Origin of the sequence: Glutamicibacter mishrai (genome assembly GCF_012221945.1) — a bacterium.
Taxonomy (GTDB): domain Bacteria; phylum Actinomycetota; class Actinomycetes; order Actinomycetales; family Micrococcaceae; genus Glutamicibacter; species Glutamicibacter mishrai.
Genome location: NZ_CP032549.1, coordinates 1,155,607 through 1,178,304 on the forward strand (window position 1 = coordinate 1,155,607; position 22,698 = coordinate 1,178,304).

Here is a 22,698-nt window from a genome sequence, read left to right on the forward strand (position 1 = left end):
GCTTCTACTAGGCATGTACACTATTTGCCTCAAATCGGCCTCTGACGCGCTCGTTGTGTGAGAGCAATTACAAGCTGGAAGAGAATTTCCGGTAATGTCACACGTTGGCGGTCTTTATATGACTTGCTGATTTCGAGTTTTACGCTTCAGTGGAAGCCGCACGACAAAGGACCCTGCGTGGCAAATAAAGAAACAACCAACCCCGCAGAGACTGGACCCGAGCTTAAAAGAGCGTTGTCCAACCGACACATTCAGCTCCTCGCCATCGGCGGTGCCATTGGCACCGGCCTGTTCATGGGCTCCGGAAAAACCATCTCTGTTGCAGGACCATCAGTCATCTTGGTCTACATGGTCATCGGGTTCATGCTCTACTTCGTAATGCGAGCTATGGGCGAATTGCTGCTCAGCCGCACCGACTACCGCAACTTCTCTGACTTCGCCGGGGACATCCTCGGCCCGTGGGCCGCCTTCTTCACCGGCTGGACCTACTGGTTCTGCTGGATTGTTACCGGCGTTGCCGACGTTATTGTTATCGCCTCGGTGTACGTCACTTACTGGCTACCGCTGATCCCCTTGTGGATCCCAGCCTTGGCAGTCATTGTTCTGCTGATCCTGTTGAATCTCCCGTCAGTACGCGGTTTTGGCGAGACCGAGTTCTGGTTCGCGCTCATCAAGATTGTCGCCATCGTGCTCTTGATAGTCATCGGCCTGATCATGATCTTCACTGGCTTTGAACACGACGGGGCCCAGGCTTCATTCCTGAACCTATTCAACATCGAGGGCGGCTTCTTCGGCGGCGGCGTCATGGGCTTTGTCATGGGCTTCCAGATTGCTGTTTTCGCTTTCGTCGGCATTGAGCTGGTCGGTACCGCCGCGGCCGAAACCAAGAACCCCGAGCACAACCTGCCGAAGGCCATCAACGCCATTCCGGTGCGTATCCTGCTGTTCTACGTCGGTTCATTGGTCATCCTGATGTCCGTCGTTCCATGGGATCGTTTCTCCGCGGATGAGTCGCCATTCGTGATGCTCTTCTCGCTGGCTGGGCTTGGAGCAGCCGCTCACTTGGTGAATGCTGTAGTACTCACCTCGGCTACTTCGTCGGCCAACTCGGGAATCTACTCGACTTCGCGCATGGTCTTCGGTCTTGCTACCGATGGCGATGCACCTAAGCTCTTCGCCAAGCTCACCAGCCGCCAGGTTCCGCGCAACGCGCTGTTCCTCTCCGGCGTGGTGCTGTTGAGCTCCATCGTCCTGCTGATCTTCGGTCTGGATAAGTCGACCGGCTTCTCGATTGTTACGACGATTTCGTCGCTGTGCTTCATGTTCGTGTGGACGATCATCCTGATCAGCTACCTGGTCTACCGCAAGCGTCGTCCGGAAGCTCATGATCTTTCGGTCTTCAAGATGCCTGGTGGCACGTTCATGCCTTACGTCGTCATGGCCTTCTTCGTGTTCTTGCTGTGGGCTTTCACCCGCGATGCGGACACTTTGGCTGGTTTGATTGCCACGCCGATTTGGTTCGTCGTGGTGGGTATTGGGTACGTGTTGCTGCGCAATAATCCTCAGCATCACAAGCTGCGCAAGGCTCATGAAGAACGTGTAGCCGAGGAGAAACGTCAGGCTGCTGCCTACGTGGCTTCCAAGCAAAGCTAAAGAGGACATTCAGTCCATCCGGAAAGCCGGAGCTATCGATCAACTCACCGATAGCTCCGGCTTTCTGCTTTCCGGATTCCCTCAATTGATTCTTCGCGACAGGCAGCTATAGGGCAGGTCCCTGCCCAGGAACAGGACTTCCAGAAGCCCCATGCTTTCCCGATAGCGGCTGTAGGCCCATGGAGCTTCGTGGCTGATGCGCGACGAGATCTTGGAGAAGTACAAGATCGTGTTCGCATCCCATCGGCAGGTCTGGCCGTGTACATACACTTCATTATGCTCAAGCACCGCGCCTGAAAGACCGTTGAGCATTTGCAGGCTGTCTTGATAGTCCAATCCCCTGACCAGCAATTCTGGATGCCCCACGAGGGTCAGGCCAATGGTGTAGGCGTAGGGCTGACTGAATCGGTCCGGTTCGACGAACAAGACCTGCCGCCCGTAATCACGGATGCATTGGTCCGTTCGCGCATCGGCTTCCTCGATGCTCATCCCATCACAGATGTCGCACATAGCATTGCTCCCCTTGTAGATTTCCAATCGCCAACGCATCTAGGCGGCTTTGAATTGGCATCGTTCATCCTCGGCGTGACTCGGGGCCAGTATTTTGGTCGGCAATGAGCAAACCAGCCAGCCAGGAAATGCACCTTCGTAGTCGTCATCGAAATCCTCAAACGGGTCCATGTCCTCAAATGGGTCGCTGTCCTCAAACGGGTCTAAGTCGAAATGTTCCTCACGGAAGACGAGCTCTCGGTAAATGCTCTTCCCGTAGGATCCCTCGGTGAGCTCTTTGCCGTGTTCCAGCACCTGCTCGGCCAGGTAGTGCAATACCCCGGATGCTTCCTCTTCCTTTTCTGGCTCGGTGGCGATGAAGATCTCGGGATGATTCACGTAGCCCAGGCCCAAAGTCGCAACGGCAATTCGCGACGACCGAGGGGCTCGGTAGGTCAGCACGCAATATCCGCGCAGTTTCAGCTCCTCCACCATAAGGATCGTTTCCTTTGTTTGCGCCGACAGGGTGCTGCGCACGGAATAGCGGCCGTATCTGAGATCTTCCACGGTGTTCCTCCTCGAGTGATTTGATGTAAATCAGCATCAGCTCGAGGAGGAAACCAGGGCTCAAGAAACAAACCGGATGTGGACAATAAAAGACGCTGCCTGCAATCAGTTGTGATTGTAGGCAGCGTCTTTGGCGCAGCGCCCTCTTAGGAGCTCAACACACTACTTGGCCGATTCAGCCTCGGCTGCCACCGCAGCGGCGACCGCTGGCATCACGCGCTCATCAAGAGCCGAAGGAACGATGTAATCCTCGGCAAGATCATCGCCGACCAGGTCGGCGATCGCGTGAGCTGCAGCGATCTTCATGCCTTCGGTGATCTTCTTGGCGCCTGAATCCAGCGCGCCACGGAAGATGCCCGGGAAGGCCAGAACGTTATTGATCTGGTTCGGGAAATCACTGCGGCCGGTAGCAACTACCGCTGCGAACTTCTTCGCATCCTCCGGCATGATTTCAGGAGTCGGGTTGGACAAAGCGAAGATGATGGCGTCCTTGTTCATCTTTGCTACGGCAGCCTCATCAAACTTCGACGAGGACAATCCAACCACCACGTCAGCCCCGTCCAGTGCTTCTGCCAGTCCACCCATGACATCTTCGCGGTTGGTCCGCCCGGCAAGTTCTGCCTTGATGGGATTCAAGTCATCGCGCTCGCGGTGGATGGTTCCCCGCGAGTCCAGCACGATCACATCGGCGACGCCGGCCTTGAGCAACAGGTTCGTTACTGCAACGCCAGCGGATCCTGCACCCGAGACAACAACCTTCAGCGAGCTGATATCACGCTGGGTCTGGCGAGCAGCGCCAATCAGCGCAGCCAGAACCACCACGGCGGTGCCGTGCTGGTCATCGTGCATCACAGGGATATCCAGTGCCTCGATCAGCTTCTTTTCGATTTCGAAGCATCGCGGTGCCGAGATGTCCTCCAGGTTGACCGCGCCGAAGCTTGGGCGCAGGCGGACGATCGTCTCAACAATTTCATCTACGTCAGTCGTGTCCAGCACCAGCGGAATGGAATCCAGCCCGCCAAACTCCTTGAACAGTGCGCTTTTGCCTTCCATCACCGGCAGCGACGCTGCTGCACCGATGTTGCCCAAGCCCAGGACTGCGGTTCCGTCTGAAACGACGGCGACCAGGCGTGATGCCCAGGTGTGGGTGGAGTGCTTGGTTGGATCATCGGCGATCGCTTGGGAAACCTTGGCTACTCCGGGAGTGTACGCAATCGACAGATCGCGTTTGGTGTTCAGGGGCATCTGCGACTGGATGGTGAGCTTGCCGCCGATGTGGGCGTCAAATACTTCTGCGTCGGTGATGGTGGACAGGTCTTTGGTGGATTCAACAGACATTGAATTGCTCTTCTTTCAAGAAAGTTCTGAATGACGTGAACGCAGTACCCACAAAGCTTGTGGCATAGCGTAGGAACGCGCATGACCATTCATCCGACCGCAACGGAGCTTGACCCACACGCAATTAAGGAGGGCATCAGGCTTCCATGTACACAGTTCCCAGATGGGCTCCGCCGGGTAAGGCTGAAGGCTCCCTCATGGTGTGCCGGAAGATGGCTGGTCAGTACTTTCTTTAGACCTACAATTTCCACCATACGGGAACCGTTTGTCGCAAATCAACCCCCTTTCACCGCTTCTCGCCAATATGACGTCCGGGAGCAATATCTCCGCGGTGCCGTCATTACGTGCAGATAATCTGCAACTCAGGCAAAATAAGTCCCATGGCATCACCAACTTCAGCTTTGGGCAGGGTCCGCACCTTCGAGGCACTCGACGATAAGACCACAGCACGGTTGCGACGCGCGTTGGATGAATCGAACGACACCACCGTCTTCGTCAACGGAACGGCGTTGCAGCTGCCCAAGGAAGCCCATCAAGCGTTGATCGAGGTGCTTTCACGCTTCGCCGATGGCGAGTCGGTCAGTATCGGCACCCCTGAATTGCTGCTTAACACCTCTCAGGCTGCGCAGATGGCTGGCATTTCCAATAGCTACCTGCGCAAGCTCGCCGATGCCGGAACCATTCCCGTGGAATACCGCGGAACGCACCGGCGCATCCGCCCCAGCGCCATTCAGGCGTGGCTCGATTCGCGAGCTGATACCAACTAAAGAGACAACACGATGAACGAGGCTGCTGGGGCGCCGCAGGAAATCGTTTGGTGGGACCGCTTGCTCATACGGTTCCCTGGCTACTCGCTGATTGCTTGGGCAGGATGCTACGGCTTCCACCAGCACGGACTGCCGATGAAGACAGCGGTGCTGGTTTTCTTCCTGGCCTGCGTCCCGCTACTGGGCGGCTGGCAAATCTTCCACGTCTGGCGCGCCCGCCAGCGCACGCGTGAGTGGCGCCAGCAACAGCAACTGACACAGGGCGAGCTAGGCGTGCCGAATGTGCCGCAGATCCGGCAGAAACTCGCTCACATTGCCGAAAAGAAAACTGATCGACCCGAGCCCCAGAAGCCGCGAATCAGCGCATGGGGAATCTTCCTGATCGCCATGGCCCTTGCAGCCGTTGCCATCGGTTTGGGGATCCTCCTAGCGAATTTGGGAGCACCGCGAATTGCCACCTTCGGCGTCATTACGCTGGTCTTAGGCGGACTGGCCCCGTTGCAATTCCTGGGTGTGCAAAATCGCGCCTACCGGGCCATCAAGACCATGCCCAAGAAACTGTCCAAGGTTCGAAACCTGGTATCCAAGGAACGCTACGCTCCGAGTTCCCAGCGTTCGACACAAGCAACGGACAGCACTTTGGATGCCGCCTTGCTCATCGTGGATCAAGCCTTGGATCTCTCCAGGGGCGGGCATCACCGGGCCGCGGTGGACTGCGTTGATCTCTTGGCCGCGCTGGCCAGGGACAGCTGGCCGGCATCATGCAAGCCGCGAGTTGTGGCAGAAAAACTTCAGCAGCGGATCAATGGCGCGTTGGCTCAGCTCAGTATCGAGGAGCGTAAAACGATGGATGGGCGCAAGAGTTTCTAGACCTAGGAAGACAAGTTCTTGCCAAGCCCTGATTTTCCTGTTGGAATACCAAAGTATTCTATTCGAAAACATGTCTTCGCGCGGAGCCAGCACGCGAGGAGCGCGCTTCGGCAATCCCCGGAGCCTTGGCCAAGGAGGACCATGACCGCCGCACCACAATCCCTCGCTACTGCCCATGAGGCGTTGCTCTCCGACCGCGCGGCCGGCATCAAGCAGTCGGCCGTCCGCGACGTCTTCGAACTGTCCCTTGACCCTTCCTTGGTGTCCCTGGCTGGCGGCAATCCTTTCCTGCAGTTACTGCCCTTGGAAAAGATCGCGCAGCTGACTTCTCGCATCATCACCGAGCAGGGTCCCGAAGCCCTGCAGTACGGTTCGGGCCTTGGCACCGCTGAACTGCGCGAGCAGATCATCGAGGTCATGGCCGCCGAAGGGATCACCAACGTCACTGTGGATGACGTAGTTGTCACCAATGGCTCCCAGTCCGCACAGGATATGGCATGCAAGGTGTTCTGCAACCCCGGAGACACCGTGCTTTGCGAAGACCCTACCTACGTTGGCGCACTGAACACCTTCGAGGCCTATCAGGTCGCCGCGCGCCCAGTGGGCACCGACGACAACGGACTCATTCCCGATGCCCTGCGCGAGCGCATCCGCGAATTGCGCGCGGCCGGCGAGCACATCAAATTCCTCTACACCATCCCGAACTTCAACAACCCCTCGGGCATCACGCTGGCAGCCGAGCGGCGCCAGGAAATCGTGGAGATCTGCCGCGAAGAAGGCATCCTCATCCTGGAGGACAATCCCTACGGAATGCTCCGCTACGAAGGCCAGGCCGCGCCGACCCTTCGCAGCCTGGATCCGGAGAACGTCATCTATATGGGCTCCTTCTCCAAGATCTTCGCCCCGGGCCTGCGCATCGGATGGGCGGCTGTCCCCACCCATCTCTTCCGCCGTTTCTACCTGGCAGGAGAAGCGGTGGCACTATGCCCGCCAACCCTGAACCAGATGATCATCAGCGCCTACCTCAATGAGCACGACTGGAAGGGCCAGATCACCAAATACAACGATCTCTACCGCTCCCGCCGTGACGCCATGCTCCAGGCCCTGGCCCAGTACCTGCCGGCGGAAGTCAGCTACACGCGTCCGGAAGGCGGATTCTTCATCTGGCTCACACTGCCACAGGGAATCGACACCTATGAGCTGCTGCAGCAGGGAGTGAAGGCAGGAGTCATCTTCATTCCCGGAGCTGCGTTCAGCCCGAGCGGCCAAGCGGATAACAAGCTGCGCCTGGCGTTCTGCTCGGTCGATGAGGCGACCATTGCCGAGGGTGTCCAGCGCTTGTCGGGATTGCTGTCCTCAGCCATCGAAGCCAATGGCCGGTAGTTTGCAGTCGGCTGCCTAGCCCAGGCGCCCGCCGAAGTCGTCAGCAATGTCGTTGGCGGCACGGCGAAGCCTGGGCAACAGCTGGTCCTGGATATATTCAGGGTTGTTCCGGCTGGTCTGCACCGAGATATTCAACGCGCCCAGCAGCTTTCCGCCGCGGATCACCGGAACGGCCAGGCCACGCAGCCCCTCATCCAGTTCTTGATTGACCAAGGACCATTCCTGCTCGCGAACCGTTGCCAGTTCCTTTTTCAAGTCCTTGATGCTCGCGACCGTGTGCTCGGTGTACTTCTGCAGCTCCACGCGCTGCAGGAATGCTTCCTGCTCCCCCGGCTCCAGATGGGCGATGAGCACACGGCCCATCGAAGTCACCCAGGCCGGCAGGCGATTGCCAATGGACACGTTCAATGCATGGAGCCGTGGTGCTGCGACGCGTTCTACATAGAGCACGTCCTGGCCTTCAAGGACACACAGAGAAGCGGTCTCCTCCAGCTCACGGGCCAGCGCCTGCAGATGGCCGACGGCGGCCTGGGGAAGGGTCAATCCGGAAAGATAAGCAGCGCCAATATCCAGAACGCGCGGGGTCATCTTAAAGGCATTGCCTTGGGCCTGCAGGTATCCAAGGTCAACCAGGGTCAGCAGGAATCGGCGGGCCGAGGCGCGGGTCTGGTCAGTAGCCGTGGCAACCTGGGAGACCGTCAGTTCAGAGTTGCCTGCCGAAAATGCCAGCAGCACGGCCAGGGTCTTTTCCGCTGACTTAACGAAATAATCCGGCCGCTCTGCCACTGTTTGGTCCCCCAGCTTTACAAGTTCCTGCTCCAGCGATTGCTCTCGAATTGAGAAGCAAGCCGGACCGGCGCATTTGGCGCTCCATACCCATCGTAGCTAGAACGCCGTTCAACTACCTCCAAGAACATGTTGCCAAGGGTCTTCGTGTAGAAGTGCAGGAATTCCCCGGCCTCATCGCGGTCATAGAGCAGGTGCAAATCCTTCAGGGTTTCCAGCAGTTGCGCATCCAGATCGAAGCGCGCGGCGAGGTCCTCGTAATAATTCGCTGGCACCTGCAAAAACTCCATGCCGCGGGCACGCGCGGTGCGGGCGACTTCGATGATGTCATCGGTGCGAAGGGCAACGTGTTCCGGGTATTCGTGGTTGCGTTCAATCACGCTTTCCAGGCCCTGCGGCACGATATTCAATGCCAGCCGGACGCTGGAATCGCCGGTCGCAAGAACCTGTGACCGCACCAGCCCCATGGGGCTTGGCACTTCCGTGCCCGGCCGCGCTTTCAGGTTCAGCACGCTGCTGTAGAACAGCACTGATTCGTCAAAGCATTGCCAAGGCTGGGCCAGGTTGATGTGGTCGATATTCAAGATGGGCCCAGTGGGCGCAGCGTTGGCCTCCGGTGCGGAATCCTCGAATTCCTGCACCCAGTTTTCGGTGTTGGCCAGCGAGCTGAAGAATACTTCGGTGCGATCCGGGGCGATGAACCCCGGCAGATCCTGCTCATTATGGGTTTGGTGGCGAGGAACCCGGGGCGCCAGCAGGGCGCCTCCGCGTTCGCCGCTGGCCACGGGGTCCGGCACCAGCACGCCGAAGCCCGAGACAGCTGCTTCCACCCCGCGGCTGCGCTGGGAATTGATGATGATCTTGGCTTCGCCCGAGCTCCAGAGCTGCACCGGCTTGCGCCGGTGCTGGCCGCGGAAGTTGAATCCGAGTTGCGAGAGCAGCCCTGCCACGCGTTCGGGGTCTTCAGTCCTGATCTCGGCGAAGTCGAATCCAGTGGCGTCTTGGATGCCGGGAAGCACCTCGAGCTCCAGCGCGTAGCTCTCCGAGTTCGAGTCCAGCAACTGGGCCGTCTTCGATCCCAACCACTGCAAGGAGCGAAGCCCATCGATGGCGGTACGCTCCACATTGGACTGGCGGAATACGTCATTGAAGATTTCCAGCGAAATGATGCCGTCGTATCCGGAGCGGACGAGCTCTGCCAGGAACTGGTCCAGCGCGAACCCGCCCTGTCCGGGGAAGAGCCGGTAGTGGCGGGACCACGAGAGGATGTCCATTGAGAGCACCGGTGCGTCGGCCAATTGCACGAAGAAGATCTTCTCGCCCGGAATGCTGGCGATGTCCGCCGGGTCATCGCCGCGCGAAAGAATATGGAAGCTGTCGATGCACAGCCCGACGTTGGCTCGATCCACGCGCTTCACGACCTCCCATGAGTGCTGGTAGGTGTCAACGTATTTGCCCCAGGCCAATGCCTCATAGGCGATGCGCACTTTGTATTTTTCAGCGAGATCGGAAAGCTGGCGGATCTGCTCGACAAACAGGTCATCGTCATTGATGGTGGCGGTGCCGACGTTGGAGCACAACAGCATCAGATCCATGCCCAGGCGTTGCATAAGCTGGAATTTCGCCTCGGCACGGTGCAGGTTGGCTTTGAGCGCCTCCTCGGTGACTCCTTCGAAGTCGCGGAAGGGCTGGAACAAGTCCAGGGTCAGTCCCAGACGGTGCGCCATGGCCTTAACTTCTTCTGGCGACATGGGGCTGACCAACAGATCCTGTTCAAAGATCTCGATTCCGTCGAACCCGGCTTTGGCGCAGGCCAGCAGCTTTTCTTCGAGGGTTCCTGAGAGGCATACCGTGGCGATCGAGGTGCGCATTACAGTCCTTTGTCCAGCAGTTCCAGCAGGTGGCTTCGGACCTGCTGCGTCTCCGGCCTGATGCCGGTGATGATTTCGAAGGCATCGACCGCTTGGCCCACGGCCATATATCCGCCATCCAGGACCTGGCATCCCAGGTCGCGGGCGGCGACAATGAGTTCGGTGTCCACCGGGCGGTAGATGCAGTCGGCAACCCAGTGGCGTTCTTCGAGCGCGGCGAGATCCAGGGGCAGCCCCGGGTGGTGGTGCATGCCGATCGGGGTCGCATTGAGCAATCCGTCCACCTGGCCCAGCAGCTGCGGGACCTGCTGCGGTGTTGCCGCATGGATTGCCGCGTGCGGGAAGTGCTTGCGCAGCTCGCGGACACGATGTTCAACGCGGTCCTCATCGAGGTCGACGATGTGCAGTTCCTCGGTGCCATCCTGCAGCAGTGCGTAGGCCACGGCCGCGCCGGCTCCGCCGGCTCCCAACTGCAGCACTTTGCGCTTTGCGACTCCGGGCAGCCCGTCGTTCAGGCCACGGATGAATCCGGAGGCATCGGTGTTATGCCCGATGAATTTGCCGTCCTGGATCACCACGGTATTGACCGCTCCGATGGCTCTGGCCGTAGGCGAGATGTCATCTAGGTGGTCGAGAACGAGTTGTTTGCAAGGATGGGTTACGTTGAAGGCGTTAAATCCCAGCTTGGCTCCCGCTTGGAGCAGCTCCCCGATATCGCTTGCCGGAAGATTGAGTTCGGTGAGGTCAATCGGCCGATACAGGTAATGCAGCCCATGGACCTGGGCAGCACGTTCGTGCATCGGTGGCGTCAGCGAAGGCATTACGCCGTCACCGATCAGACCGACCAGATAAGACTCAGCACGTGTACTCATGTTCTCCCGCAGCTCTTCTTGTTTACTTCAGGTATTGCCTGAGATGTGATTTACATCTACTGTAATCCAATGAACACATTCCGAACAAGTGTACGCATAGCGAACACTTAAAGACCATCTTCACCCTCTTTAGACACTCGACGAGGAGTCACCCGATGCCATCCCCACACGGACCCAACGCATCCGCCGACACCGGCAGCCCAGGAAGAACACCGGTCAAGGCGGCCATCGCCAGCTTCATGGGAAGCGCCGTTGAATACTACGACTTCTTCATCTTCGGCTCCGCGGCAGCTCTGATCTTCCCGCATATCTTCTTCCCTGACACCGACACCAACGCTGCGGTGATGTCGCTGGCCACCTTCGGCTTCGCCTATGTCGCACGCCCGGTGGGCGCCATCTTCGTGGGGCACTTCGGCGACCGCATCGGCCGGCAGAAAGTCCTGATGTTCACCCTGCTGCTCATGGGCGCTTCGACCTTCCTCATCGGCTGCCTGCCGACCTTCGAGCAGGTGGGCTGGCTCGCCCCGATCCTGCTGGTCTTCGCCCGGCTCTGCCAGGGGCTCTCGGCAGCTGGGGAACAGGCCGGCGCCTCATCGATGTCGCTGGAGCACGCGCCGGACCACCGCCGCAGCTTCTTCACCTCATGGACCCTCACCGGCACCCAGGGCGGCCAGATCCTCGCCGCGATGATCTTCATCCCGGTGGTCGCCCTTCCCGATGAGATCAAATTCGGCATCGGCTGGCGCATTCCGTTCTGGCTTTCGGCAGTCGTCGTGATCATCACCTTCTTCATCCGCCGCTCGCTGCATGAAACCCCGGAATTCGAAGAAGCCAAGAAGAACAACGACATCGCCAAGCTGCCTTTGGCCGTGCTGCTGCGCTTCCACTGGAAGGACGTGCTGCGCGTTGTGCTGTGCGCATTCATCGCCGCCGTGTCCACCGTGTATGGCACCCTGGCGATTTCCTACGGCAAGGTCATCGGCAATATGGACGAATCCATTACCCTGTGGCTTGTGGTCGCCGGCAATATCGGCGCGCTGATTTCGCAGCCGCTGTTCGGCATGCTGGCAGACAAGATCGGCCGCAAGCCGGTGTTCATCTACGGCGCACTGGGTTCGGCAGCCATCATGCCGTTCTACCTGCGGTCCATGGAGTCGAGCAACGCGCTGCTGCAGTTCACCCTTTCGGTGCTGGTGTTCTCCTGCGCCTATGCGGCGGCGAACGCGGTCTGGCCGAGCTTCTACGCAGAGATGTTCTCCTCGCAGGTGCGCTTCTCCGGGCTGGCTATCGGCACCCAGCTGGGCTTCCTGATGGCGGGCTTCGCGCCGTCCATCGTCGCCGCCCTGGGCGGGCTCGAAGCCAATGGCTGGGTCCAGATCAGCCTGTTCACCGCGGCGATCGCCGTCATATCCTCGCTCTCGGCGTTGACTGCACGCGAGACCTATCGGGTTCCCACCAAGCAGCTGGGCCACACCATAGAAAAGGTTGCTTCCTAGGCTCCCTCTGGTGCCCCGGATCGGACGTGGCTCCGCGCACCGCGGCCATGCTCGATCCGGGATGATGCCGTTAAGGGCCGTGTTCAGCGGGCGCTGATGGCGATCTCCAACAGGGTGCGCTCATTGGGATTCAAGACGCGTTCCTTGCGCCAAATGGCACATAATTTGCGCATCAAGGCCGGCCCGGCAAACGGAACTTCCACCAGGGTTCCCTGCTTGATCTGGCTTTCGACTGCCAGCTGGCTCAGCACCGCAGGCCCCATCCCGCCGGCCACCAGCTGGCCGATCGTGGCATTGCTGTTGAATTCCGCAATCGGCTTGGCACGTTCGGCTGTTGCCAGGGAATCCAGGAACGCCCTGGTGCCTGAACCTTCCTCGCGTTCAATCAGTGCTGTCTCTTGCAGCTCTTCGAGAGTTACCGGATGCTTCCGGGCGGCCCAAGGGTGGGAAGGGGCCACCACGATCAGCATTTCGTCGCGGAAGACTTCACGGCTTTGAAGCGCGGAGGGCAGATGGGGTGTTTCGACAAAGCCGAAGCCCAGCTGCTCCAGTTCAACCGCTTGGATCACGTCGTGGGAATTCATGATCCTCATCCGCGGGGTGACGCTGGGCAATTGCTCATGCAGCTGGCCGATCCACGAGGGCGCCAGGTACTCGGCCACGGTCATGCTGGCTGCGAATTCCAGTTCCGTCTGGCCGTGCTCGGCCAGGGAACGCACCCCGGCGGCAAAGGCATTGAGCCCGGCGAGCGCTTCACGCGCCCATTGGACGGTGAGCACGCCTTCTGCGGTCAGGGTGGACCCGCTGGTTTTCCTGGCCACCAGCGCATATCCCAGCCGGCGTTCTAGGGTTTTCAGCGCCCTGGAGGCGTTGGACTGCGCCATGCCGACCGCCCGAGCGCCGGCGCTCAGGCTCCCATGGTCCGCAATGCCCACCAGCAACTCCAATGAGGAAAGTTGCAGCCAATGGGCCATGCTCTGCCGTACCGGCACATCGCTATCCATATCATGATCATATGCCTGTGATGGCCAGAAGATGAATACCGCAGGATCGGCTTCTGGCGAAGAATAGCAGGCATGAACCCCGCCCCCGGCTCGACCAGCGCACACCCCGCTGCTGGTACCCGCCCCTCCGCCAGAATCACCGCAACCCGCCGGCTACTAGCAGGACCAGCCCCTGGAATCCTGCTCTGCCTGGTGGTCGGTGCGCTATGCATGCTGATCAGCCATTACCTCAGCTCGGTGAGCGCACTGTTGATCTCCATCGTGCTCGGTGCCCTGTGGCGCAACCTCGCGCCGGTGCCCCACGTGCTTGATGCCGGGGTGGGGCTTTCAGCGAAGAAGCTCTTGCGGATGGGCATCGTCCTCTTGGGATTCCAGCTGTCGCTGGGATCCATTCTCGCCCTGGGCCCCGGAGTGCTGCTGGTGGTACTCGCCTCGGTCACCATCACGTTTTTGCTCACCGCATGGATCGGCAAGCTGATGGGCCTGGATCTTGAACAACGGCTGTTGATCGCCATCGGTCTTTCCATTTGTGGTGCGGCTGCGGTGGCTGGCGCGGAAGGAACCATCAAAGCCAAGGAGCATCAGGTAGCCACGGCGGTAGGGCTTGTGGTGTTTTTTGGAACGCTGATGATTCCTGCGATGCCGGCACTTGGCCTGCTCTTGGGCCTGGATGATCGAGGCATCGGGATGCTCGTCGGGGCGTCCACCCACGAGGTAGCCCAGGTCGTGGCCGGTGCCGGATCGGTATCCGCCGCGGCGCTGGCTGTTGCCGTCACCGTAAAACTAGCGCGAGTCCTCTTGCTCGCCCCGGTCGTTGCCGGTGTGGGACTGTATCTGCGTCGCCAGCACAGCGTCCATGGCGATAAGAATCCGCCCTTGGTGCCGCTGTTCATCCTCGGGTTCCTGGCAACGATGCTCCTGCGAACCACCCTCGACCTGCCCGGAGCATTGCTCGACAGCGCCTCGATGGTGCAGACGCTGCTCCTATCGGCTTCGATGTTCGCACTCGGGCTCGGCGTGAACCTACGCAGCATCTTCACTACCGGGATCAAGGCGCTGCTTCTGGGCTTGATCGCAACGCTCATCATCATCATTATGGCAGCCAGCGGAACCGTGCTTTTCCCGCCGACCTAGTTTTGTAGCCAGCAGAGGACGTCGGCCACGCGAGACTTTCCTCGAAACGGGCCTTGGCCAAAAGCCAATATTGACGCGCTAGTTCTATTGGCAAATATTAAGCCAAGTTGTCTTTTAGGACCCTTCATCACGGATTGCGGGTCGCCTTCTGGGAGCGGCACGACTTTGCCTCTTGAAGTCCCCAGAGAATGCGGCAAAGGAACTTGCCTGAATTCAGAACTCGATCATCCGAAGCTCTGAATCCTGGACAAGTCCCTTTGCTGCGCACTTTAAGACCAAGGATCACGATGGCGCACCAAGCCGGTCCGCTGTAAACCTTTCCCACTAACCCTCTGGCTCCGTTGTCGTTTAGTCAGACGCTATCTCGCGATGTTGTCTCTTGAAGAACGACAAAATCCTTTCCGCAGGAGTGGCAAGGAATTCGAAATCTACATGATCTTCTCTCTCGACGACTTCTTCGTCATTTTGCCGGCTACGCCCCGCGGCTGGTATGCCTCGCTCGCCTGCAGCATTTACGCCTTGGGGATCCAAAGCACGTAATAGAGTATTGATGACTACATCTTCGTAAGCCATGGTGATGCCTCTTAACCCTTGCTCTTCAGGCACTATGAAATTACCGAACTGCCTTAAGAGACCGGAACATTAGTGATCAATTCTGGGAGAGTTCAGAATCGTAGTATTCGATTCCTTCACGAATTTCACGAATCGGATCAACAGACATATCGATTTCCGCTACACCCCAGCCAGACCACTGCTGTTCTTTCAGAGTCATGGTCCATTTGCGCCAATCAACAATTCCCTTTTCACCCATAACTCGGAACGATTTGATCATCACGTCATGTCGTTCCATCGGTGTTCCGCTCAATTTGTGCGGGGGTAAATGTGCTGCACAGTCTTTCCAATGAAGTATCGGCGCACGTAGAGCATGCTTGCGAACCACGCTCACCGCGTCGCTTCCGTCAAGAGCGATATGCCCCGCATCTATGCACAGCTTCACCAAATTCGGATCCGTAATGCTCATCAGGGTGTCTATATCCTCGACTCGTGATGCCAGTGAATAGGCGTCTGTATGAATCGCGAGATGCACTCCGCTCTCGGAAGCAATTTTCCCTGCGCCTTCCAGCACGTCAGCGATGGATCCCATAAGATCAGGATCGGCAGGCTTCGCGAATGAATCGGCCGATGCTTCGACTCCGGCCGTTTCCGAGAACTCTGCCCTGGGCACGGTGCTAGTAATCATCGTTTGGCATCCCACCTCACGAAGAAATTCGGCATGTTGCGCCGTCTCCTCATGAAGCCGGTTCAGGGCAACGGCCCTGCTCTTGGCGTCTGGGGCGTCCACGACTGCCTTGAGCGCTATCGGCAACACATAGCTCGATGAAAGTACGAGGCCGCGCCGGTCTAGCTCCTTCTTGAAAGCAGTAGCGGTCCCATAAGCACGCAACGCATTAACCCAACCACCGGGTGCTGGCGCTAATTCGATGCCGCTAAGTTGTGCTTCGGCAGCGCCGTCCAGCATTTTGTCAAAGAACCGATGAGGGTCCTCGTCAACTTTTCTTTCCCACTCGCTGTAGGCCTGCTCAGCGGGCATATCCCAATATTCAGGGTTGAAAAAAGTGACAATGTCAGTGCTCCATCTCAAGTCCAGGCTCATGCCGTCACCTCGTCTACCGCTACCCATTGGTGGTTATCAGCAGATTGCATTACAGCTTCAATGACGCGCTGAGTACGTGTCGCTTCCGCGAACCCTGGCGTACCCGGCCGTCCTTCGACGATGGCACGTACGAACTTTTGAAGCTGCAGGGATGCATCATCTGCATAACCCGTTCCCATACCGCCCAATGGGTACCAGTAATCCTGGTGATTTTCGTTCAACGTGATAGTCCGGAAGCCTTGCTTGTCTGGGTCATCGCTGACCAAGCTGAGCTTGATTTCGTCAGTGTGGTTCCAGTCAAATTCAACGGTGCCGCCCGTGCATTCAAGTTCAAAAAATAGCCGGTTCTTGCGCCCCGAGGCGTACACCGTCGCCGCGAATGAACCAATTGCGCCGTTTTCGAATTTGGTCATCCACAAAGCCGCGTCATCGAGATGGTCTCCGGCTTTCCTTTCTTCGTCCGAAAGCCAGGCAGTGTTACTTTTCGGATTCTTTGCGCCGACAATTGCGTTAACCGATTCAATGTCTCCAACGAGATACGAAGCCAAATCGATGATGTGAGAACCGATATCGCCTGTAACGCCAGATCCACCGGCAGACTTCTTGGCGCGCCACCCGCTCAAGACACGTCCGAGCGCTCCGACATCTTGCGTGTAGTGAGCACGGAATTGCAATGGATGGCCCAGGGTCCCGTCATCAAGCATGTTCTTGATCAAGGTAATTGCAGCTGCATGGCGATAGTTGAAGCCCACTTGGCTCACCGATGAGCTCTTTTCGGCCGCTGCTTGCATGATCTCTGCGTCCTGAAGCGTATTGCTGATGGGCTTCTCGACGAACACATGCTTACCGGCCTGCAGAGCTGCCACAGCGATTTCTGCATGCGACCCTGGAGGAGTCACAATATCGACAACATCAATGTCGTCCCTGGCGATAACAGCACGCCAGTCATCCGACCATTCTTCCCAATTTAGTCGTTGCGCTGCCGACTTTGCCCGTTCTTCATCGGCTTCAACAAGTACGGCCTTGCGAACGACTGCACCTGCATCGGCTGTGATGGGAGCCAATGCCCATCCAAGGCTGTGGGCATACCCCATGAAGCCACCACCACCGATAATTGCAACTCTAATCTCGTTCATTGTTTTTCCTTATGCTCGTTATTTCTGTTTTATGCAGATCAGATGGGAATGCACCTGGTAATCCTGCAGAGTCGTTCATCAGTTGGCTGGAATGCCGTGTGCCTGAACGGAAAACTCATGGAGCTCGTCCCAGCTCGGCATTGCCAATGAACATTGCGGTCTCGTCGCGACCAGAGCGCCTGCGGCATTAGCGAGGTCCAGTGTTTCCTGCAACGACATCCCTCTGAGCAGCGCATGGCACAATGCACCTCCGAATGCGTCACCTGCTCCCAGGCCGTTGATTACATCTACTGGAATCGGCTTGGACTCAACGCGTTGCGTACGGGTTCTTGCCATTACGCCTTCGGGGCCCATCTTGACGATCGCCAATTCCACGCCACGATCCAACAAGGCCTCTGTTGCCCGGTCCGGGTCAGTTTCCCCTACTGCAACTCGACACTCTTCGAGATTTCCAACTGTCACCGTGACATGGTCCAGCGCCGTGGAAACGGCTTGGTGCGCTTGGTCCTCGTCTTTCCAGAACATCGGACGATAATCCAGGTCCAAGATGGTGTTGGGCTTACGCCCGCGTTTTTCCCAGGCCATGATGTGGGCAGACTGCGTCGGTTCCTTAGACAAGCCCGTGGCGGTTGCCCAGAAAATAGGGCTCTTCGCAATGAGGTCCAAAGGCAGTTCGTCACCATTAATGTACATATCCGGAGCAGTAGGCTCGCGATAGATATACAGAGGGAAATTATCCGGTGGGAAGACTTCGCAAAAAGTCAGCACCGATTTCATTCCGGCTACGGCTGTTATCCCCGTGTTGTCTACACCAAGGCGGGCAATTTCATTTTTGGCATACTCCCCGAACGGGTCGTCACCGACGCGACTGATCAGCCGTACGGAATTTCCGAGCTGTGCTGCAGCTACCGCAACGTTCGTTGCGCTGCCTCCAATCGACTTGCTGAAGCTGGTGATTTCCTCAAGCCCGACTCCGAATTGTTCCGGATACAGGTCGATGCAAACTCGACCTATCACCACGACATCGGCTTTTTGGTCCATCCTGTTGTTCATCGTTCTTCTGTCTTTCGAATTCGCTCTGCTATTGATTGCAAGTTCTTTGGCGCATGAGAGCGCAGGTAATCGCCAGGATCTGCCGCCCTCGTTGCACGGCTCCAAACAGCCCGACCAGCCAGAAACCCGCTTGCTCCACCCGTCACTGCTGCCAAAACCGCTTCAGGAAATTCTTCGGCAGAAACGCCGGAGGAAAGAACAACCCAAGGGCAGTCAAGTTCGCGAGTGATTGATTTGGCTGTTGCTACTGCCAGTGCTCGATCTTGTTCGCCACCATAGAGGACCTCGGTCTTATATAGGTCTGGCTGCACCTTTGACAGGTCCGATGCGGCCATGATGAGCGCTTCCGAGAAGCCTTCGGCCGATTCCAGATGCCCCTCGCGTGGCCTGACAACGCCCTCGAGCACTCCCGGAATTCCAAACTCGCGGCACCGCTCCATGAAGGCATGAGCAAGCTCGACGGCTTCGGTTCTGCGGTTGGGCTGCCAGGGCAGTAGAAACTTCAAAGCCTTCGCGCCAAAAGCTTGAACAGTTTCGAGAGTCACAGAATCATCAAGTTGAGCGATGTCCATGGGATCACCAGGCTGGCTGGAGCTCAAGATATCGGCGGCCAGGATTACCGGGCACTGTGCGTTTCTCGCTGCTTCTAGCCCGTAATCTTGGTCAAGCAATAGGCCGCTTGCCTGGTCCCCGATAGCCAGAGCCAAGTCAGTCTTGAAACTGGACAATTCATCGTCCGCAATTGCAGCACCCTGCCGGCCTTCACTCAGCATGTGACGTAGCGAGCCTCGCTGATCTACTGCGACCATACTGAACATTCCGTACTCATCACGGAACACATCGATTGGGCCACGTGGGACAGGATCGACATTTGTCTCGTAGCTTGTTTCTTCGATATGAGCGCTCATCGGATCACCACCGGATTAACTGGGGCGCCGCTTGCGCCAACAATCTTGAGGGGCGCAGCAGTGTAGAGAAACTTCCACCGATTGTCTGCTGCACAGGCATCAGCCAACGAATCCAATTGGCACAGTTCAGTGAAGGCGACCCCGAGATTGCGCATCAAGGCGCAATGCAGCGGAAGCTGGAGTCCCCCGGGGTAGAAGCTCAATTCGTTCGCAATGGTGTCAGTAACCAAGTTCGGGATTTCCATTTCCTGGAACCAATCCACTAGTTCGGGACTGTAGATCAATCCTGGTTCGTTCCAATCGTCAAAGAACTCAGAGCTCTGGGTCCGATAGTACGAGCCAATCCAGCCGGTTCTAATCAGCAATATGTCGCGATTGGAAATTTCGATATTTTGAAGCTTGGCGACATCCAAAAGATCTTGCAGAGTGATGGTTTCACCGCGTTGAAGCGCATCTTTGCCGCGGGCACGCGCCACGTCGATCAGAACACCTCGGCCAACGACACCGCGTTCAGCAATTGGCAGTACCGATGCCTTGCTCAATTCGCCCACAGTGCTTTCCGCCGGATAACCATTCCAGACCTTGCCGTCGTACCAGTAGTGAGCTAGCGCGTCGTACTGCGTCGACCCCTGCGTGAACATTTCGATCTTGTCGTCCGCCCAATGATGGCCATCGGACGGTTCTTCTTCTTCACCCCTGATGAAATAACCTTCGTCCATGACTGGGGTACGTACTGCGGGCTCACGGCCGGGCCACACCGGATCAGGAAGGTCGGGGTCACCGATGGGTACCTGAAGCGTATGAACCTCACCGGACTGGACTGATGCAATTCCTTTCAGAATTTGGGCTGCATCCAAGTAATTGAGGCTGCCGACCTCATCTTGCTCGCCCCACTTGCCCCAATTCTTCGGCGCGTTCGGGCCAAGCAGTTCGTTGATAGTAGTGGCAATGACGTTCTGAGACATGTGTCCACCTTTCAAATTTGAGTGGCCATCAAGGGCCCGCGTCCAATTTTGTAAATCTTCGGATACCGCCTATGGCGCCAGGCAATCCGAATTACCTAGTTGGCGGTCTTTGCTTGTTCAAGCAATCGCTGGATATAGAGGGCTCGATTCACGTCAATCTCGTGAGAATTGCCAGACCTTACGACTTCGGCGAATTCTCGGCGAATAACGTGAGGCGTCTCAGGGTCACCGTCTTTGCCCACGAATTCGCATTCGAGTTCGCCGTCTTCGGTATACACCTTGACGCCGGCTACGTCAGCGACGACGGGGCTAGTGAGCGACAATGCGGCCTGGCTCAACACCCCGTTCTCGTGAGTAACCGACAAGATGTACCAGCGCTGCGGGTCGCCTTCACCGCGAACTTGGGTAATAGGCCCAACTGCCGCGTCCAAGGTGTCCAAAACGTGCGGCCCAAGATCGAGGAGGCCGCCTTTTTCAATTCGCCAAGGAGTTGCAAAAGTGCCACCTGGAAGTGCTGCCTGGTTGATGTAGCTTCCAACAGCGCCAATCGGCTTCTGTTTCCGCGCATCAGCCAAGAATTCACGAATGCGTGGGCTGAACCGGTTAGTGAACATGACCTGCGTAGCTACGTTGGCTTCATTCAAGGTGCGCGCTAATTGCTCAGCCTGTTCAAGATCCACACCAAGTGGTTTTTCCAACAGCATCGGTTTGCCGGCCGGTGCGGCCCTTGCCGCCAGCTCCGCCTGAATGAATGGCGGGACGGCGAAGACAATTGCATCTACGGACTCAACCAAGTCTTCGAAGGAGCCGGCGACTACGCCTCCGAACTCATCAACGATTTCCTGGGCAGCTTCTTGTCGACGAGCCCAGACAGCCGTAAGCTCCGCTTCGGGGCCTCCGGTGATCATTGGCGCATGAAAAATCTTTGCCCACGGGCCAGCACCAACGAGTCCAATTTTTACTGCAGACATTTAGTCCTACTTTCTTTTGTTGTTTCTGTTCATTGCGGAGACAGTCGACATCTTCCGCAATGCAATGAATTCCATGAACGTTTCAGCCCACTTCAAATTTCCGAGCTTGAAAGCTCCGCTAGGATCGGTCACCTTCTGCACGGCCAAGGCAGCCATACAAATTGGGATGCATACGTTTCATCCGAATCGCAACCAGACAGCCCGCGCTGATGAACAGGATCGGGATCAGCAGGAGCCAAAGCCGTTCTCCTGGCTCTCCGCCGACGAGAAGATCGAATCGAACAAGGGCAAACACCACGACTGCACAAAGAATGAATGCGGCGATCAGAGGCGCAGTTTTCACCCGCCACACTGATTCACCAGCCGGAAGGCCAGCAATAGCGAAGTATCGGACTACTGCAAAACTCACCAAGGCCATCAGGGACAAGACCCCTGCCGTTCCCAAGCCACTGCCAGTTCCGATAACTAGGTCCTCGTCGTGAATGATGAGCCCACCAAGAATGAGAAGTACGCCGACCAGAACAGAGTTTGTTACCGACGCTTTGTATGGCGACTTGTGAACCGGGTGTACAGCAGCCAAGAAGCTCGGAAGAGCATGATCTGCACCGAGGTTCTGAAGGTATCGTGCAACCACATTGTGTGTAGATAGCACTGATGCCAGCGCTGAAGTTGCTACCAAAACCAGCGTCACTGTGGCCAAGCTGCTGCTGACGTAAGTTGCCATCGCTGAATCAAACATCGTTGTTGGGTCATCAACCGCATGCGAGACCGCGCTTGGTCCATAGGCGGTAATCATTGAGTACGCAGAAATCGCGTAGAACCCGCCGATGAGGAAGACAGCCATATACGTTGCCCGAGGAATCGTCTTTCCTGGATTTCGAACTTCGTCTCGATACAGGGCAGTTGCTTCAAATCCGACGAAATTTCCGAAGGCAAACAACAATGCCATACCCGTACCGGCATTCAAGAACTTGGCTGGGTTCAGGGGCTCAACTGACAGCCCACTTTCACCGCCCTTGCTGAGAACGACGACGTTGAAAATTGCTACCAAGATAATCTCCAGGACCATGACGATGCCCAGTACCTTGGCGGAAAGTTCAATTTGGAAGTGGCCAAGGACGGTGATGACAATCCAACTGGCTGCAGTGCACACGTACCACGGGATAATTGGTCCACCTAGGGCTTCTACAGCGGAAGAAACCATTGTCCCGGTAAATGTGTAGATGCCAACCGTAATCAGCATGTAGGAAACTGTTGCTAGGTATGCTCCGCCAAGTCCAAGCGTCTTCCCGAGCCCCAGTGAAATGTAGGCGTAGAAAGCTCCTGGGCGTTTGATGTGCTTAGTCATGGTGGTATAGCCAACCGCAAAGATCGCTAGACCGATAGTCGCCACAACCCAGGCCAGAGGCGCCGTTTCGCCTACAAAGCCAATTGCGAAGGCGATATAGCCCGAAACGGTCACAATGGGAGCGGAAAAGGCGAGGACGCTCAGAACTAGCGACGTTGCCCCTAGGTTTCCTGACAATCGAGTATTTGATGACGGGAGTTGTGAAGACAACGCCGCTACATCCTTGGATGTTTTAGTCATGGTGGGTTCCTTGGAGAGAGGGAGGAAACGAACCGCACTTGCCGGTCGTGTGATGCGAAGCACCGGTGCGATGGCCACCACACTACCTAACGACCGTAAGTTAGGGAAGAGGTTGTTTGTTTTTGTTTACAAGACGTTTACGAGCCCCGAAAAATTCACCCTAGACATCCTAACGAACGTTAGGTAGCGTTGT

General features: G+C 57.3%; 21 protein-coding genes. 6 read left to right on the forward strand and 15 right to left on the reverse strand.

What is annotated here, in order from left to right; translation table 11 throughout:
- Positions 1 to 177 precede the first annotated feature (177 nt).
- The gene (locus tag D3791_RS05490) at positions 178 to 1,653 is read left to right on the forward strand and encodes an amino acid permease (RefSeq protein ID WP_022876160.1); all 1,476 of its coding nucleotides are present in this window, start codon (positions 178 to 180) and stop codon (positions 1,651 to 1,653) included.
- 81 nt (positions 1,654 to 1,734) lie between these two features.
- Here D3791_RS05490 and D3791_RS05495 read toward each other — a convergent pair whose 3' ends face one another.
- From D3791_RS05495 to D3791_RS05505, 3 genes are all read right to left on the reverse strand, one after another.
- The gene (locus tag D3791_RS05495; protein ID WP_172511521.1) at positions 1,735 to 2,190 is read right to left on the reverse strand and encodes a DUF4262 domain-containing protein; all 456 of its coding nucleotides are present in this window, start codon (positions 2,188 to 2,190) and stop codon (positions 1,735 to 1,737) included.
- Between the two features lie 12 nt (positions 2,191 to 2,202).
- Positions 2,203 to 2,709, reverse strand: a complete 507-nt coding sequence (locus tag D3791_RS05500; RefSeq protein WP_172511522.1) for a hypothetical protein — start codon at positions 2,707 to 2,709, stop codon at positions 2,203 to 2,205.
- 162 nt (positions 2,710 to 2,871) lie between these two features.
- On the reverse strand, positions 2,872 to 4,047 hold the full coding sequence (locus D3791_RS05505; RefSeq protein WP_022876163.1) for an NAD(P)-dependent malic enzyme: 1,176 nt from the start codon (positions 4,045 to 4,047) through the stop codon (positions 2,872 to 2,874).
- Between the two features lie 380 nt (positions 4,048 to 4,427).
- On the opposite strand from D3791_RS05505, the gene D3791_RS05510 reads away from it, so the two are divergent.
- From D3791_RS05510 to D3791_RS05520, 3 genes are all read left to right on the forward strand, one after another.
- The gene (locus tag D3791_RS05510; RefSeq protein ID WP_022876164.1) at positions 4,428 to 4,814 is read left to right on the forward strand and encodes a helix-turn-helix domain-containing protein; all 387 of its coding nucleotides are present in this window, start codon (positions 4,428 to 4,430) and stop codon (positions 4,812 to 4,814) included.
- A 12-nt stretch (positions 4,815 to 4,826) separates the two neighbouring features.
- A complete protein-coding gene (locus tag D3791_RS05515; protein ID WP_172511523.1) occupies positions 4,827 to 5,684 on the forward strand; it encodes a hypothetical protein in 858 nt (285 codons plus the stop codon).
- Between the two features lie 141 nt (positions 5,685 to 5,825).
- Positions 5,826 to 7,067 carry an aminotransferase-like domain-containing protein gene (locus D3791_RS05520; protein WP_172511524.1) on the forward strand — a complete coding sequence of 414 codons (1,242 nt, stop codon included), beginning with the start codon at positions 5,826 to 5,828 and terminating at the stop codon, positions 7,065 to 7,067.
- Between the two features lie 15 nt (positions 7,068 to 7,082).
- Here the strand turns inward: D3791_RS05520 and D3791_RS05525 are convergent, their stop codons facing one another.
- The 3 genes from D3791_RS05525 to D3791_RS05535 are packed head-to-tail and all read right to left on the reverse strand — an operon-like array spanning position 7,083 to position 10,596.
- Entirely contained in the window at positions 7,083 to 7,853 is a 771-nt protein-coding gene (locus tag D3791_RS05525; RefSeq protein WP_022876167.1) for an IclR family transcriptional regulator domain-containing protein, read from the reverse strand.
- 17 nt (positions 7,854 to 7,870) lie between these two features.
- Entirely contained in the window at positions 7,871 to 9,724 is a 1,854-nt protein-coding gene (locus D3791_RS05530) for a bifunctional sugar phosphate isomerase/epimerase/4-hydroxyphenylpyruvate dioxygenase family protein (RefSeq protein ID WP_172511525.1), read from the reverse strand.
- Positions 9,724 to 10,596 (reverse strand): shikimate dehydrogenase, encoded by an 873-nt coding sequence (locus D3791_RS05535; RefSeq protein WP_022876169.1) that lies wholly within the window; start codon positions 10,594 to 10,596, stop codon positions 9,724 to 9,726. Before D3791_RS05535 ends, D3791_RS05530 begins: the two co-directional genes overlap by 1 nt.
- 155 nt (positions 10,597 to 10,751) lie before the next feature.
- Here D3791_RS05535 and D3791_RS05540 point away from each other — a divergent pair, with 155 nt between their 5' ends.
- A complete protein-coding gene (locus D3791_RS05540) occupies positions 10,752 to 12,092 on the forward strand; it encodes an MFS transporter (protein WP_022876170.1) in 1,341 nt (446 codons plus the stop codon).
- Positions 12,093 to 12,175: 83 nt separating this feature from the next.
- Here the strand turns inward: D3791_RS05540 and D3791_RS05545 are convergent, their stop codons facing one another.
- Positions 12,176 to 13,096 (reverse strand): LysR family transcriptional regulator, encoded by a 921-nt coding sequence (locus D3791_RS05545; RefSeq protein ID WP_172511526.1) that lies wholly within the window; start codon positions 13,094 to 13,096, stop codon positions 12,176 to 12,178.
- A gap of 72 nt (positions 13,097 to 13,168) precedes the next feature.
- Between D3791_RS05545 and D3791_RS05550 the strand changes: the two genes are divergently transcribed.
- Complete coding sequence (locus D3791_RS05550) at positions 13,169 to 14,230, forward strand: YeiH family protein (RefSeq protein WP_172511527.1); 1,062 nt, start codon at positions 13,169 to 13,171, stop codon at positions 14,228 to 14,230.
- A gap of 348 nt (positions 14,231 to 14,578) precedes the next feature.
- On the opposite strand, the gene D3791_RS05555 is transcribed toward D3791_RS05550, so the two are convergent.
- From D3791_RS05555 to D3791_RS05590, 8 genes are all read right to left on the reverse strand, one after another.
- Positions 14,579 to 14,803, reverse strand: coding sequence for a hypothetical protein (locus tag D3791_RS05555; protein WP_131089201.1), 225 nt, complete (start codon positions 14,801 to 14,803; stop codon positions 14,579 to 14,581).
- A gap of 76 nt (positions 14,804 to 14,879) precedes the next feature.
- The gene (locus D3791_RS05560; protein WP_172511528.1) at positions 14,880 to 15,884 is read right to left on the reverse strand and encodes a sugar phosphate isomerase/epimerase family protein; all 1,005 of its coding nucleotides are present in this window, start codon (positions 15,882 to 15,884) and stop codon (positions 14,880 to 14,882) included.
- Entirely contained in the window at positions 15,881 to 17,020 is a 1,140-nt protein-coding gene (locus D3791_RS05565; RefSeq protein ID WP_172511529.1) for a Gfo/Idh/MocA family protein, read from the reverse strand. Before D3791_RS05565 ends, D3791_RS05560 begins: the two co-directional genes overlap by 4 nt.
- Positions 17,021 to 17,098: 78 nt before the next feature.
- Positions 17,099 to 18,061 (reverse strand): 5-dehydro-2-deoxygluconokinase, encoded by a 963-nt coding sequence (gene iolC / locus D3791_RS05570; RefSeq protein ID WP_172511530.1) that lies wholly within the window; start codon positions 18,059 to 18,061, stop codon positions 17,099 to 17,101.
- 8 nt (positions 18,062 to 18,069) lie between these two features.
- Positions 18,070 to 18,981 (reverse strand): hypothetical protein, encoded by a 912-nt coding sequence (locus D3791_RS05575; RefSeq protein ID WP_172511531.1) that lies wholly within the window; start codon positions 18,979 to 18,981, stop codon positions 18,070 to 18,072.
- Complete coding sequence (locus D3791_RS05580; protein WP_172511532.1) at positions 18,978 to 19,946, reverse strand: cyclase family protein; 969 nt, start codon at positions 19,944 to 19,946, stop codon at positions 18,978 to 18,980. Before D3791_RS05580 ends, D3791_RS05575 begins: the two co-directional genes overlap by 4 nt.
- 95 nt (positions 19,947 to 20,041) lie before the next feature.
- On the reverse strand, positions 20,042 to 20,917 hold the full coding sequence (locus tag D3791_RS05585) for a Gfo/Idh/MocA family protein (RefSeq protein ID WP_172511533.1): 876 nt from the start codon (positions 20,915 to 20,917) through the stop codon (positions 20,042 to 20,044).
- 118 nt (positions 20,918 to 21,035) lie between these two features.
- Positions 21,036 to 22,505, reverse strand: a complete 1,470-nt coding sequence (locus tag D3791_RS05590) for an APC family permease (RefSeq protein WP_172511534.1) — start codon at positions 22,503 to 22,505, stop codon at positions 21,036 to 21,038.
- Positions 22,506 to 22,698 lie beyond the last annotated feature (193 nt).

Excerpts from the sequence above, each read along its gene's own strand:
- D3791_RS05505 (WP_022876163.1), bottom strand. The coding sequence starts at position 4,047 with ATGTCTGTTGAATCCACCAAAGACCTGTCCACCATCACCGACGCAGAA.
- D3791_RS05510 (WP_022876164.1), top strand. The coding sequence starts at position 4,428 with ATGGCATCACCAACTTCAGCTTTGGGCAGGGTCCGCACCTTCGAGGCA.
- D3791_RS05515 (WP_172511523.1), top strand. The coding sequence starts at position 4,827 with ATGAACGAGGCTGCTGGGGCGCCGCAGGAAATCGTTTGGTGGGACCGC.
- D3791_RS05520 (WP_172511524.1), top strand. The coding sequence starts at position 5,826 with ATGACCGCCGCACCACAATCCCTCGCTACTGCCCATGAGGCGTTGCTC.
- D3791_RS05530 (WP_172511525.1), bottom strand. The coding sequence starts at position 9,724 with ATGCGCACCTCGATCGCCACGGTATGCCTCTCAGGAACCCTCGAAGAA.
- D3791_RS05535 (WP_022876169.1), bottom strand. The coding sequence starts at position 10,596 with ATGAGTACACGTGCTGAGTCTTATCTGGTCGGTCTGATCGGTGACGGC.
- D3791_RS05540 (WP_022876170.1), top strand. The coding sequence starts at position 10,752 with ATGCCATCCCCACACGGACCCAACGCATCCGCCGACACCGGCAGCCCA.
- D3791_RS05545 (WP_172511526.1), bottom strand. The coding sequence starts at position 13,096 with ATGGATAGCGATGTGCCGGTACGGCAGAGCATGGCCCATTGGCTGCAA.
- D3791_RS05550 (WP_172511527.1), top strand. The coding sequence starts at position 13,169 with ATGAACCCCGCCCCCGGCTCGACCAGCGCACACCCCGCTGCTGGTACC.
- D3791_RS05555 (WP_131089201.1), bottom strand. The coding sequence starts at position 14,803 with ATGGCTTACGAAGATGTAGTCATCAATACTCTATTACGTGCTTTGGAT.
- D3791_RS05560 (WP_172511528.1), bottom strand. The coding sequence starts at position 15,884 with ATGAGCCTGGACTTGAGATGGAGCACTGACATTGTCACTTTTTTCAAC.
- D3791_RS05565 (WP_172511529.1), bottom strand. The coding sequence starts at position 17,020 with ATGAACGAGATTAGAGTTGCAATTATCGGTGGTGGTGGCTTCATGGGG.
- iolC (WP_172511530.1), bottom strand. The coding sequence starts at position 18,061 with ATGGACCAAAAAGCCGATGTCGTGGTGATAGGTCGAGTTTGCATCGAC.
- D3791_RS05575 (WP_172511531.1), bottom strand. The coding sequence starts at position 18,981 with ATGAGCGCTCATATCGAAGAAACAAGCTACGAGACAAATGTCGATCCT.
- D3791_RS05580 (WP_172511532.1), bottom strand. The coding sequence starts at position 19,946 with ATGTCTCAGAACGTCATTGCCACTACTATCAACGAACTGCTTGGCCCG.
- D3791_RS05585 (WP_172511533.1), bottom strand. The coding sequence starts at position 20,917 with ATGTCTGCAGTAAAAATTGGACTCGTTGGTGCTGGCCCGTGGGCAAAG.
- D3791_RS05590 (WP_172511534.1), bottom strand. The coding sequence starts at position 22,505 with ATGACTAAAACATCCAAGGATGTAGCGGCGTTGTCTTCACAACTCCCG.